Annotated in this window: 12 protein-coding genes; 2 read left to right on the forward strand and 10 right to left on the reverse strand. The window is 41.9% G+C overall.

Going from position 1 to position 13,431, the window contains the following annotated elements; translation table 11 throughout:
- Positions 1-24: 24 nt before the first annotated feature.
- From P4S61_RS09865 to greB, 4 genes are all read right to left on the reverse strand, one after another.
- Positions 25-2,358, reverse strand: a complete 2,334-nt coding sequence (locus P4S61_RS09865) for a Tex family protein (RefSeq protein WP_337118205.1) — start codon at positions 2,356-2,358, stop codon at positions 25-27.
- A 163-nt stretch (positions 2,359-2,521) separates the two neighbouring features.
- Positions 2,522-3,103 (reverse strand): CBS domain-containing protein, encoded by a 582-nt coding sequence (locus P4S61_RS09870; protein ID WP_145242533.1) that lies wholly within the window; start codon positions 3,101-3,103, stop codon positions 2,522-2,524.
- 50 nt (positions 3,104-3,153) lie between these two features.
- Positions 3,154-3,462, reverse strand: coding sequence for a hypothetical protein (locus P4S61_RS09875; protein ID WP_145242531.1), 309 nt, complete (start codon positions 3,460-3,462; stop codon positions 3,154-3,156).
- Positions 3,463-3,606: 144 nt separating this feature from the next.
- Entirely contained in the window at positions 3,607-4,086 is a 480-nt protein-coding gene (gene greB / locus P4S61_RS09880) for a transcription elongation factor GreB (protein WP_182732327.1), read from the reverse strand.
- 196 nt (positions 4,087-4,282) lie between these two features.
- Here greB and ompR point away from each other — a divergent pair, with 196 nt between their 5' ends.
- Both ompR and envZ read left to right on the forward strand, forming a co-directional pair.
- The gene (ompR, locus tag P4S61_RS09885) at positions 4,283-5,002 is read left to right on the forward strand and encodes an osmolarity response regulator transcription factor OmpR (protein WP_145242004.1); all 720 of its coding nucleotides are present in this window, start codon (positions 4,283-4,285) and stop codon (positions 5,000-5,002) included.
- A 5-nt stretch (positions 5,003-5,007) separates the two neighbouring features.
- A complete protein-coding gene (gene envZ, locus P4S61_RS09890) occupies positions 5,008-6,312 on the forward strand; it encodes a two-component system sensor histidine kinase EnvZ (RefSeq protein ID WP_145242002.1) in 1,305 nt (434 codons plus the stop codon).
- Here envZ and P4S61_RS09895 read toward each other — a convergent pair.
- From P4S61_RS09895 to P4S61_RS09920, 6 genes are all read right to left on the reverse strand, one after another.
- Positions 6,309-7,484, reverse strand: coding sequence for a tryptophan 7-halogenase (locus P4S61_RS09895; protein WP_337118206.1), 1,176 nt, complete (start codon positions 7,482-7,484; stop codon positions 6,309-6,311). The genes envZ and P4S61_RS09895 overlap by 4 nt on opposite strands.
- Before the next feature lie 4 nt (positions 7,485-7,488).
- A complete protein-coding gene (locus tag P4S61_RS09900; protein ID WP_337118207.1) occupies positions 7,489-8,388 on the reverse strand; it encodes a LodA/GoxA family CTQ-dependent oxidase in 900 nt (299 codons plus the stop codon).
- Positions 8,389-8,537: 149 nt separating this feature from the next.
- Entirely contained in the window at positions 8,538-8,744 is a 207-nt protein-coding gene (locus tag P4S61_RS09905) for a hypothetical protein (protein WP_337118208.1), read from the reverse strand.
- Positions 8,711-10,021 (reverse strand): LodA/GoxA family CTQ-dependent oxidase, encoded by a 1,311-nt coding sequence (locus P4S61_RS09910; RefSeq protein WP_337118209.1) that lies wholly within the window; start codon positions 10,019-10,021, stop codon positions 8,711-8,713. Before P4S61_RS09910 ends, P4S61_RS09905 begins: the two co-directional genes overlap by 34 nt.
- Positions 10,011-10,496: a hypothetical protein gene (locus P4S61_RS09915; RefSeq protein ID WP_337118210.1), complete on the reverse strand. Its 486-nt coding sequence runs from the start codon at positions 10,494-10,496 to the stop codon at positions 10,011-10,013. Before P4S61_RS09915 ends, P4S61_RS09910 begins: the two co-directional genes overlap by 11 nt.
- 504 nt (positions 10,497-11,000) lie before the next feature.
- On the reverse strand, positions 11,001-13,043 hold the full coding sequence (locus P4S61_RS09920) for a glycoside hydrolase family 97 protein (protein WP_337118211.1): 2,043 nt from the start codon (positions 13,041-13,043) through the stop codon (positions 11,001-11,003).
- Between the last annotated feature and the right edge of the window lie 388 nt (positions 13,044-13,431).

Consider the following 13,431-nt stretch of genomic DNA (forward strand, 5'->3'; position numbering starts at 1 on the left):
GTTTGTGGCGTTTTTGCTTAAACGTTATTTTTTCACTTTTGCATTTGCGAAGGCGTCTGCAAATGCATTACCCATCATTGCATTACCGGTATCGCGTGTTGGTTTTGCAGCGCGAGGTTGCTGAGCATTGTTACGATTATTGGCTTGCGGCTTTTGACTGACTGATGGAGCAGGTTTATTGCTGGTATCAATGTCATCGTCTAAACGCATGGTAAAACTAATACGTTTACGGGCAGCGTCAACTTCCACTACTTTTACTTTTACAATATCACCTGCTTTAACTACTTCACGCGGATCAGAGATAAACTTATTAGTAATCGCTGAAATATGTACTAAACCATCTTGGTGCACACCCACATCAACAAAAGCACCAAAGTTAGCTACGTTTGAAACCACGCCTTCTAAAATCATCCCTGGCTTTAAGTCACTGATTTTTTCAACACCTGCTTTAAACTCTGCTGTTTTAAAATCAGGACGAGGGTCGCGTCCAGGTTTATCAAGTTCACTGATGATGTCGGTAACCGTTGGTAAGCCAAATTTATCATCAATGTAGTCATTGGCAACTAACTTATTCAGCAGCTCTGAGTTACCAATTAGGTTATTTACATCGAGACTATTTTGTTCACAAATGCGTTTAACGATAGGGTAAGCTTCCGGGTGAACTGATGATTTATCAAGTGGGTCGCTGCCATTACTAATTTTTAAGAAACCGGCGGCTTGTTCAAATGCTTTTGGCCCTAAACGCTCTACTTTCTTTAGCTCTGAGCGTTTAGTGAATGAACCGTTAGCATCGCGATAATTAACAATATTTTGCGCTAAGGTTTTATTTAACCCTGAAACACGCGCAAGCAATGGCACTGAGGCCATATTTAAATCTACACCTACCGAGTTCACACAATCTTCAACAACAGAAGTCAGAGTTTGCCCTAGTTGGCTTTGTGATACATCGTGCTGATATTGACCTACACCAATTGACTTAGGCTCCACTTTCACAAGTTCAGCCAGTGGATCTTGTAAGCGACGCGCAATTGAAACCGCACCACGTAACGACACATCTAAATCAGGAAACTCATTAGCAGCAAATTCTGATGCTGAATACACCGATGCGCCAGCTTCACTGACCATAATTTTATTGAGTTTTAGCTCGCTATTTGCTTTGATTAATTCAGCAACCAGTTTGTCTGATTCGCGTGAAGCGGTGCCGTTACCAATAGCGATTAGTTCGACTTTATGTTGGCGGCATAACTGCTCTAGCGTTCGTACTGATTTATCCCAATGATTTTGTGGTGCATGTGGGAAGATAGTTTGTGTGGCTAATAACTTACCAGTGCTATCAACAACGGCAATTTTACAGCCAGTGCGCAGACCAGGATCTAGGCCCAATGTTATGCGAGGCCCAGCAGGGGCAGCCATAAGTAAGTCTTTTAAGTTTTTAGCGAACACATCGATAGCGCCTGTTTCGGCTTTTTCACGCATGGCTGCTAAAAATTCGTTTTCTAAATGTAAGCCTAGCTTAATTTTCCAGGCCCACTGCACGACAGTGAGTAACCAAGGGCTGGCTACTTGGTTGTTAATATCAAGGCGGTAATGATCGGCAATCATCACGGCACACATATGGGCCAGGTTTTCTGAACTTGGCTCAGGGTTGATTGTTAACTGTAGAATACCCTCGTTGCGCGCGCGCAACATAGCTAAAGCGCGGTGCGAAGGCACTTTTTTAAGCGCTTCTTGATGCTCAAAATAATCGCGGTATTTAGCGCCAGCTTGTTCTTGGCCTTTGATTAAGCTTGCTTCGATTTGACCGTGCTGACTGATGTGACTACGAAATTTGGCGAGCAGCTTGGCATCTTCAGCAAAGCGTTCCATTAAAATAAATTTAGCGCCATCCAGAACTGCTTTTTCATCAGCAAAGCCGGCTTCTGCATTTAGGTAGCCAGCGGCTTGTTGCTCAGGATCTAAAGAAGCATCATTAAATAAAGCATTCGCTAACGGCTCAAGACCAGCTTCAATAGCAATTTGTCCCTTAGTGCGGCGCTTAGCTTTGTAAGGTAAATATAAATCTTCAAGTTCAGTCTTGCTGTCCGCATTATTAATATCGGCAGCTAAGCTGGTGGTGAGTTTATCTTGCGCTTTAATCGTCGAAAGAATGAAGGCTCTACGTTCTTCCAGCTCTCTTAAATACGATAAACGCTGCTCTAACAATCGTAATTGGGTATCGTCTAAACCACCCGTTACTTCTTTACGATAGCGGGCAATAAAAGGCACTGTTGAACCTTCATCGAGTAATTTTGTAGCAGCTATAACTTGTTGCTCTTGAGCATTCAGCTCAGTGGCTAAACGTGCAGAGATATTGCTCATGCAAAAACCTTATTAAACAATTTGAAGACCAGAACGATAGTTTTGGCGTAATTAATTGCTTGAATAATATCACAGCAGGGCTTAATAAAAAGGCCTTAAAGTATGCTATTTATATACTTTAAGGCCTTTTAAAGAGGTGGTTCAATTAAACATGTATCAGTGCTTAATGGGGGTGTTCAATATGTTGCATTACTTCACTAAAACTGTGCGCGATAGGTGTGATATGTAACGGAATTTGTAATGTTTTAGCAATTTCTCGAGCTGAAATTAAACCACAAATTTCATTATGTGCGGTAGTAACCAGTAAAAACATAATACCATTTTGTTCCATTGTTTGTAGTGCATCACCAATACAAGCATAGCTTAAGCTTTGCATACTTACGCCAGTTAAGTGGCTAAGTGGTGTCATTACATGAAGTAAGTTAACTTCGTTGCGAGGTACATTTAAGCGCTGTGCTAAAATCATAATTTTTGAGCTTTGTAGATCCGCACTAGATGCTATACCAAGTAATTTTTCTTTGTCATCTACTACTAAAATAAAGTCTGTATGTTGGCTAGTGATCTGTTTTAATGCATCAACAATGCTGGTTTCAAAATGAGCACGTAGCGGGTCTTTTTGAGTAAAATTATTGACCATTTTCAAAGCCGGAGACGTTAAATCAATTAACGGCTGAGTGTCACGGTAAGTGTGAGATAAAACGCCTTTAGAAATGTCTTGAGTACGAAGTTCTTTAAAGTTAGCCATAGTAATCACCAATTATGTTATTAAATTTAATCAAGTTTTTAAGCGATAAATTAAATAAAATAAGCCGGTGGTCCACGCTGATACGCATAGCTAAAAGGTTGTACGAAAGTGGTACTCACATAAAGTGATAAAATGTTTTCAGGGAGTGGTTGAAGCACCCTGATAGAGATCCCGTCAACGTGTGTGTCTAAGTCAACGTCAAGATTAGCTTGGTCAGGAATGTCACAAGCAACATAGTTTGCGGTTGGGGATAAATGGTCGTGGTCGTCAAAACCTTGAGCAATTACAGTCAAACTCACACTCATTAAAAGTGTAAATAACACGGCATTACTTACTATGCGATGTATTACGTTTGACATAACTACTACCTTCTAATATTCAACTCAAGCGCGAAATGCTTTACTTGAGTACTTTTATTTATAGTCTACAAATTCACTTTAGACAATCAATAATTAACCTTATCTGAATAATGAGAAGCGAGGAACTATCGTTTTACTGAGGATTTATGAAGCCCCAGGGTAATTGATACTGTTAACGTACCACTCTTTTTTGCCCTGCGGAGTTGTAACATAAAACTCATCATCCACTTGTTTTTTCAATAATGCGCGCGCCATCGGCGAATCAATCGAGATATAATCTTTGCGGTCATAAATCTCATCAGGGCCAACAATGCGAAACTTCAGCACTTCACCTTGTTCATTTTCTATTTCGACCCATGCACCAAAAAACACTTTACCAGCTTGCTGCGGCGAGTAATCAATTATTTTTAGATCTGGCATGCGTTTGCGTAAATACCGCACGCGACGATCTATTTGTCTTAACAAACGTTTATTGTACTGGTAATCAGCATTTTCTGAACGGTCACCAAGGCTAGCAGCCCAGCTCACTATTTTTGTGACTTCAGGGCGTTTAACATTCCATAAGTGGTCGTGTTCTTGTTGCAGCTGTAAATACCCTTCGCGGGTGATTAAATTAGTTTTCACGTTTAAATTATTACCTTGAGAAACACCTAGGCAAGGTATAAAAATCTTGTTGGCTTGTCGAGCTGATTTTTGTTCTCGCCAGCATTTTTGTGGGCTTGAAATGTTCAGTAACAATCTAGTGACCTAATTAGTTTTTTATTATCATGTTTTTCATTTATATTAATCATAACAGTACAGAAAAATAAGAATGAAAGTAATGGGACATGAAACCACAAAAGTATTAGTCGTTGATGATGATATGCGTTTACGCAGCTTGTTAGAGCGCTACTTGGTAGAACAAGGATTTATTGTGCGTACAGCTGCTAATTCAGAACAAATGGATCGGCTGTTAGAACGTGAAAACTTTCACTTGATGGTACTTGATTTAATGCTACCCGGTGAAGATGGCTTATCTATCTGTCAGCGGTTACGCCAAAAAGAAAATGAAATTCCAATTGTCATGTTAACGGCTAAAGGTGATGAGGTTGATCGTATTATCGGTTTAGAGCTTGGTGCTGATGATTACATCCCGAAACCATTTAACCCGCGTGAATTATTAGCGCGTATTAAAGCTATTTTGCGTCGTCGTTCAAAAGAAGTGCCAGGTGCACCGTCAGCAGAAGAAAATCATATTTCGTTTGGTGAGTTTTCGCTTAATTTAGCCACCCGTGAAATGAGCCAAGGCGACAAAACCATGTCGTTGACCAGTGGTGAGTTTGCGGTATTGAAAGCGCTTGTTACACATCCACGAGAGCCGCTTAGTCGTGATAAGTTAATGAACTTAGCGCGTGGTCGAGATTACAGTGCATTAGAGCGTAGTATCGATGTACAAGTCTCACGTTTGCGTCGCATGATCGAAGTCGATGCCGCTAATCCACGTTATATTCAAACTGTATGGGGCTTAGGTTACGTATTTGTTCCAGATGGTGAAAAATAGCTATAATGAGTATGTTTCCCAAAAGTGCATTTGGACAAACGGTGTTTTTAGTTGCGGCACTATTGTTGATCAACCAAGTAGTGTCTTACATCACGGTTAGCCTTTACGTAGTTAAGCCTACTATTGAGCAAGTTAACCTTATTCTCGCAAAACAAATCAAAACTGTGTTTATAGACTGGGAAGATGGCGTTGAAATAAGTGATGAGGTGTCTGAAAAGTTTTTTGAAATAACCGGTATCGAAGTTATGACCCAGCGCCAAGCGATGAGCGAAGGTTTGGCGCAAACTCGTGAATATTCGATGTTGTCGCGTAGTATGTCTGAGCAACTGCATGGTTCAGCCCGAGTGCGTATTAGCCAAACAGATCCGCTTGTTTATTGGGTAGAAGCGCCGCAAGCACCGGGTTACTGGGTTAAAGTACCGCTAACTGGTTTTAAAGAAAATAATCTCGAATTTCTAACCTTTTATTTATCTAGTATCGGCTTTTTAAGTGTACTCGGTGGTTGGCTGTTCGCACGTCATTTGAATCGACCTTTAAAAGCGCTACAACAAGCGGCGGTAAAAGTAGGGGTTGGAGATTTTTCTACAAAATTAGAGGAACACGGCTCAACTGAAGTCATCGAAGTAACCCGCGCATTTAATCAAATGTCACGTGGTATAGCAGCGCTTGAGAACGATCGCCGTCTACTTATGGCTGGGGTGTCTCATGATTTACGTACGCCGCTGACGCGCATTCGCCTTGCTACCGAAATGATGTCGGATGAAGAAGATTATCTGCGTGAAGGGATCATCTACGATATTGAAGACATGAATGCCATTATTGATCAGTTTATTGAGTATTTGCGTCATCACAAACGTGAGGAGTTAGCGCTTGAAGATCTCAACGCGATAGTGTCAGAAGTGGTGCATTCAGAACAAAAACATCAACGCACTATCACTTTTAGCGAAAATCCTAGTATTAGTAACATTCCTTTAAGTATGGTGGCAATCAAGCGAGTTATTACCAACATGATTGAAAATGCGATCCGTTATTCGGATGGTGATATTGATGTTGAAACTGCGCTAAGTCGTGATAAAAAATACGCTATGGTGATTGTAAAAGATCATGGCCCAGGTATTCCTGAAAGTGAACTTGAAACGGTATTTGAACCTTTTAAACAAGGCGATGCTGCGCGAGGCAGTGAAGGTAGTGGGTTAGGGCTTGCGATCATTAAGCGCATAGTTGATATGCATGGTGGTAAAGTAAAACTGGTTAATCGCCCTGAAGGCGGTTTAAATGCTGAGGTTTATTTACCAGTCAAAGTGAGTTAGCTGTATATACTATTATATACTTTTATACTACTCGGCTGCTGTCTGCGCTGCCAAAAAGGACTGTTTGACCAGCGTTGCTCTTGAGCGTAAAAATAGCGTTTGTGATCTAAATAACGATGCCAAATCTGTTCTATTTGTTGCTGGTATAGTTTTTTAAATTGTAGCTGGCTATCGTGTTCTATTTTATTGACTATCTCGAGTTTTTTCATCAGATCGGCAAGTTGCATCGCACTTGCCATAGCATTAAAAATTCCTTGCGATGAGATTGGATCAAAGCTCAGTGCTGCATCACCTAAAGCGGCCCATTGTTGGCCTGCAAAACACTCTAAGCGAGTGGAGTTCGCGCTGACGATACCGTGCAGTGTTATTGGCTGTTGGCATACATCGAGAATCTTCGCTTGATTGGCATAACATTGCGCATGTTGAGTAAATAACTTTGTATCACGTTGTAAGCCTTTGGTCAGCAAATCCGGATCCGTTTGAAATGCTAAAACACGACGTTGGTTTGGTAATGGTGCACTGTACCACCAGCCGTTTTGCGTGGCACAAATGCTGCCTAGTTGATTTTCAATAGTATTAGCCACGGTTGCCCAGCAAGATATTAGACGGTCATGTTGTTTGCGAGCGGTGTATTTTTTTGCAAAATGAGCCTCTCGGCCAGTGGCATCAATTACGAATTGACTCGCAATGTTGATTGTTTGCTCTTGTTGTAACTGTGTTAGTGTTATTTGCCAGCGTTGCCCTTGGTATTCGCTGTGTGCTAATTTGGCAGGCCAAATACAGCGGACACCCCGTTGCAGCGCTTTTTCGCGTAAAAAGCTCTCAAATACTTGACGATCCAAGCGCCAACCTAAACCATCCGAGTTACTGAGATTATCAGTAACATAGGGTTTTGATTGGCCCCAACTTATTTGCAATCCTGCATTGTGTAAATGCTGTGGGGTAAGTACGTTGGCCACCAGTTGGTTTTCAAATTCAGTTAACAAATCTAACTGTTGTAAAATACGCCGTGCGGCAGGTGCTAAGCATTCACCAATTCGCTCTTCGGGCATCTCAGACTTATCAATCAAAGTAACTTGATATGAATCACATAAAGCAAGTGCGGCGATACAGCCTGCCACACCTGCACCAATGATCACAACATCCGTTTGTAATTCGGTCTCTTGCAGCATTGCTTTAGCGTCCTTTGTTGCGATGAAAGCGGCTCGCTTTTTCAGTAACACCTAAGTTGGTTTGACTACGATGTGAAGCATGCTCAGCCGAGAGAGTCGCTTTTGTATGCTTTATCGTTTTACTCGCTAAGTTAACTTGTGCCTCATCTTGTGGATTGTTGGGCAATATACCAACCTGCATTGCGCTAGGAAATTGTGCATCGCCTATTACGCCGATATGCGGTTGTACAATCGCAAGTTCAGCAAAGTTGTCTATCATACTATTGATTTGGTTTGTATATGTGGCAGGATTACCGTGCAGAGGTAAATCATCAAGCCAATCAGTACGATAAGCAAAAGCCTGTTGACGAGTACTGTCAGGTAATGAGGTATCAAGCACTTGTTGATAGCGGAACTGATTCATTATTTGATTTGGCACTCGAGCAGGCCAAAATGTCGGTAAAAATGGATCGTACTCAGAGCTGTAGCCATCTCTACAGCTCGCGGTATCAGTTTGCCAAGGAATAGCCATCCAGCGTGTTATCCCGCCTGCTACTTGACCACCAAATAAAGGTCCTTGCGCGAGGGTATAAACGTCGCTATTCATCACAGGACCATAATAGTAACGGTCACTTTGTAAGTCGGCTTGGGCGTGTTTGAGTCGAAATGCCGACATATACATGCCTGCAGTTCGCATTGGCCAAGTCATTTCACAGCCCGGGTGAAATGCATCAGCAAGGCAAAACTCCATCGCGCCGCGAGTAAGTAGTTCTGGCTGCTCAGCAATTGGATAATCATCTAACGCGGTTACATTTGCATGTGCCGGACAAGCTGATTGAGGGGTGTAATCATTAATAAAATCACCTTTCACCCATTGCTCTAAAAAGCTTAACTGCAAATTTGATAGCGTTGCATGCTGGCGCACTGAGCCCGTGGGAGGAATGCTAATCGCATCGCCATACAGCCAAGGCCATAGTTGTGGAGCTTGCGCACCGGGAACATCAAAACGACGAAAGTTATTAGACAGTGTACGGCGTAATTCCTGATAGGCAGGAGAGGGATCGCTAAGCTTTTCTAGCCATTCATTCGTGGTGTAATTAAACTGACCCCCCAGCCAAATGCGCCAGCAAATCCGTCATTAACCCATTGTAAATCCGTCATTCGGGCAAATATGGGTTGAATGTCGTTACTAAAGGAAGGTCGCTGTGGTCTTGCCAGCATACCAGCATCTACAGCAACGTCGCGCATTAAATCCCACATGGTGCGTACTGATTTTTGCATCGGTGCATAATCCAGGGCGCGCAAATAACCCAAGCGGGTTCTACTCTTAGCGATACCCCCTGATATACAACCTCTGCTGTAATTGGGCCATCTGAGGTGTCATCATACCAGCCTTCATTATTTGCAAAGGTAATGGCTATATCGCCGTTTACGTTGCGTGACACGCCATGACCACCGAGCATTAGTAAGCGACCGTATTGATCACTGCGCATTTCGCCTAAGTACACATCCTGATCCATAAATTGGCCAATAAACTCATGCTTAGATTTTACGTTTTTGCCGCTTACACTGTGTTTGCCCCCTTTGATTAACAGCTTGCTACGATCGGCTACATTGTTATTACGCAGTAACGATGGCGGCGCATCTGCGGCTTCTGGAATATCTAAAGCAATTTGAAATTCGTACCAGCAGGCTTTTTGATTTGCTAATTCAGCATGCCAAGTAATGTCTGCATTATCGAGGGTTAGTTCTTTTATCGCTTTACCAGCGGCATTAAAACCGTAAATTCTAAACTCAGCTGCTTGGCGCTTTAATGCACCTGTTTTATCTCGGTAACTGTATTCATCAGTATGAGCTATGGGCTGCGGTTGTTGCGGGCCAATAAAGTAGCCTTTTTTACTATTACCCACGCGCATTACACCAATAGGCGGATAAATACCGGCATAAACAATACACTCAGAGTCAGTATCTTGATCTTGCTGTGGCTTAAATTCACTTAACTGTTTAGGCTCTTGTAGCTGCTGACCGTTGGCTGTATGTCGGGCATGAGCACTGGCCGCATAGGCTGACTTTCGAGCCAATGCAATGCTACCTAGAGGCTCATGGGCGGTTAAAGTACGCCAAATATTAAACGCTAAGTTATTACCAAGCTCAGCTTGACCAATCGCGGTAATATTTTGTTGTGCTAAATGCAGCCGCGCAATACATACGTATGGGCTTTCTTCACAGCTCCACACGGCTTGTGCATCATCAAGTGGCATTGTTTTTGGGTTTGTTCTTAATTGTACTTCAAAGCGAAATGTTGCACTGCCTTGACGTAAACGTCGCTGCAAATCTAAAGCGAGGTAATTATTATCGACACTGGGTGCGCCAAGTTCACTGCCTTCAGGCACTAAGCGATATTTTACAATCTGTTGTTCGCCTAATTTGAACGGTAATATTGCCCAATAATTAGCGCTTAAACAGCTTGCTTCAACTTTTTGCATAGCCTGTAAAATATTGGCTGTTTGTATGTGTTTTGGATTATTTAAATAGGCATCATAGTTTTTATCGATCACGCCTGCAGTTGGTGAATTGGCACATCTGTTGCGCATTTTTGGTAAAAAATCGATCCATGTTTTGAAAAATAAAATCTGCGGTATCACCTTCGCCAATCAGCTTTGGCCCATCTACTCCAAAGAGCTTCACTGCCAATCCTAATGTGCTGTGTAAATCTGGTGATGATGGTAACGTATCACTTGAAAAGCGCACTGCACATTCGTATTCTTTGCCTGCAAAAATGCCAATTTTAAATTGTGGGTCTATATCTGGATTGATAATAAAGTGGCCGTAAGCGATGCCATGTTGCTTTCTAAATACAGCTCGTTGTGCTGGCTGTTGACCTTTGTCTATACGCGGCACTTGACCAAGGCCAACAAACATTTCAGTTAACCGCTGGCAGGCTAGTTCAACATCTTTGTCATTTGACCAACATGGCACATTGTTAGCAGTTGCTAGCGTTTTAATACTGAGATTTTTGGGTTTCTTAGCCATTATTATATTCCTTATAGTATTGAAGCGGCTCTAGAGGTATTAGCTCTAAAAGTCCTTTTAAGCAAGTTCACTATTATTGAGCTGACTGCCATTTAGTTGTTTATTAGTGCTGCGTAATTTTTCAAAATTATTAAATATATGGCTCACAGCCATGCTTGGTATTCCTACTGTTACTAATTAACTAACTTTTTAATCTGTAAAAGTAGAGCAATAATGGAAATAAAACTATTACACGGTATTTCACGTGCTATTTATAGGATGTGTTAGGTATTTTCAGGGGGTGATACAACAGAGCCATCAATATAAGCATAGTTGCTTTTGGTCGCAGTAATGATGATGCCAACAGTTTAATGAAGTCATGAACTGTAGCATTGAACAATTATTTTAAGGGTTAACTCATACGTTAACAGTATAAATTGGAAGCTCTTTATTTGCCGGTTGTTTATTAAAAAGAAGACGCGAGAGAAACTCACGCCTCCTATTTTCACTATCGACTTCGCGCTATTATAAAGCTTTAAATCTAATTGCTGTGCCGCCGCTGGTGGCAAGTTTAAGCGTTAACTTATCAGCAGCTGTGACTATGCGCTTTTCGATTTTTAAATCGTATGGGTTGTTTTTCCATTCAGCATTATTACCATCACGATAAATTTGTGCCTCAAACTTTTTACCTTGCTCTAAGAAGTCGAGTTTTATCTCTATGCTGCGAGCTTGCTCATCGGTTACTGCTCCTAAAAACCAGTCGTTACCAGAGTAGTTATCACGCTTACTCTCTTTGCGAGCAAACACCACGTAATCGCCAACCTCACCCGCTAGTGCGATACTTTGTTGCCAATCTGTTGGTACGTCTTGAATAAATTTAAATGCGTCCGGTTTGGCTAAATAGTTACGCGGAAGATCAGCGGCCATTTGGATTGGACTATACATTACGACATATAACGCGAGTTGTTTCGCAAGTGTGGTTTGTGGACGATTTGTATCACCACCTAATCCATTAAAACTCATATCAAAAATGCCCGGTGTAAAGTCCATTGGCCCAGCTAACATACGTGTAAAGGCGAGCATTGGAATATGCTCTGGTGGATTTGGCGGTGTGCCCCATGCATTAAACTCTTGGCCGCGAGCACCTTCGCGGGCTATCCAGTTCGGATAAGTACGGCGCAGACCTGTGTCTTTTATCGGTTCATGGGTGTTAATACTGATTTTATGTTTTGCAGCCAGTTGCACGCTGTGTAGGTATTCATTAACCATAAATTGGCCATCGTGCCACTCATGGCGAGCAATGCCGTTTTCATCAATGCGTTTGATGTTGCCGCCATCTGCTACGTAACCTGTTTTTACTTGGCTAACGTTAGATTTTTCGTACAGTGCGTAGGCGTCTTCCATCTGGTTGCGGTAGTTGGTTACGTTGCCAGACGTTTCGTGGTGGCCAATCAGCTGTACGCCTTTTTCTTTGCCATAGCGAGTTAGCTCTGCAATATCAAAGTCAGCGTAAGGTTTGGTAAAACTAAAAACATCACCATTGAAGAACCAGTCGCCATCCCAGCCAATATTCCAGCCCTCGACAAGTACCCCATCAAAACCGTATTTAGCTGCAAAATCCATGTAACGCTTGGTTTCTTTGGTGGTCGCACCGTGCTTTTCACCGCTGCCCCAAGTGTTCTCATTGATATGCATGCCCCACCAAATACCGACATATTTACCTGGTTTAACCCACGATACATCACCGAGTTTATTTGGTTCGTTGAGGTTTAAAATAATATCTGAGTTGATCAAATCAACGGCTTTGTCACCAATTTGAATGGTGCGCCACGGAGTATTAAATGCGCCGTTTTTTTTAACCGCAACACCATCAGACCAAGGCGTTAAGTCGGCTTGTAAAGTCCCTGGACGACGTTGATTGAGCACCATCCCTGCATAATCAACTAATGCAGCTTCGTGAATGCTCACATGGACGCCATCAGCGTTTTTAAAGGTAAATGGAGTATGCGCAAGAGCAGCTTGTTGCAGTGGAGTGGTGTTATAAACATATTCATAACGGTTCCAACCACGAGCTGGGATCCACCATGCGGTGGCTTTATCCGCACCACTAATTGCAAATTCGGTTAGCTCCTTAGTGATTTCAATATTTTCAAATCCAGCTTGTTTAGGTACTTCGTAACGAAAACCGACGCCATCATTAAAAGCTCGAAAACGAACCGTGTAAGTGCCGCCTTGTGGCGCTGGCTTTTTAAACGTAACCGCGAGCTCATTATGTTTATCTATAATAGTTTGGCGTTCACCCCAAGGTTGCTGCCATTGGCTGTTATGTTGGGAGTTGTTGACGTCGGTTATTGTAAAACCTTCAGCAAAGGCGGCTTGTTGTTTAAATTCGAAGCCAAGAGCTGAATTTTCAATAACATCTTTGCCGTTAAAGCTGATTTTATAACTTGGTGTAGCTTGCTGATCCGAAATGGTTATTGTTATATTTCCGTTTGGGGATTGAATCGTCGCGTCTTTAGCAAAACAAGCACTTGAAAGTCCAAGCAGAAGTAGCAAAGGTAATCGCATAGCTGTTCCTTGAGGTGTAACCTAATTGAAGCATTTAGCATAAAGCGCAAGGGCCTAGATTACGAGATGACTGCATACGTATTCAGCTCATTAGTTAGCTTAGGTTAAATATTGAAAAATAATTAACGAGATATTTTTAACAGAATATAATTAACAAAAGATTAATCTAATTGGTTTATAATGAATGAAGTTAAATAAGAAGATATTAAAATGTTAAAGCAGACCTTCATTCTTTCATTGTGTTTAATGGTTTTAATAGTTACGCTGGTACTATCACCATTAATGATCAACAGCAAAAACCGCTCGCTAATGCCGTCGTCTGGTTAACGCCTGCGGATAAAAGTGTTGAATTCCCCGCGCCAACTACACCCTTTATAATGACTCAAAA

Source organism: Pseudoalteromonas sp. B160, from assembly GCF_037162485.1.
Classification (GTDB): domain Bacteria; phylum Pseudomonadota; class Gammaproteobacteria; order Enterobacterales; family Alteromonadaceae; genus Pseudoalteromonas; species Pseudoalteromonas rhizosphaerae.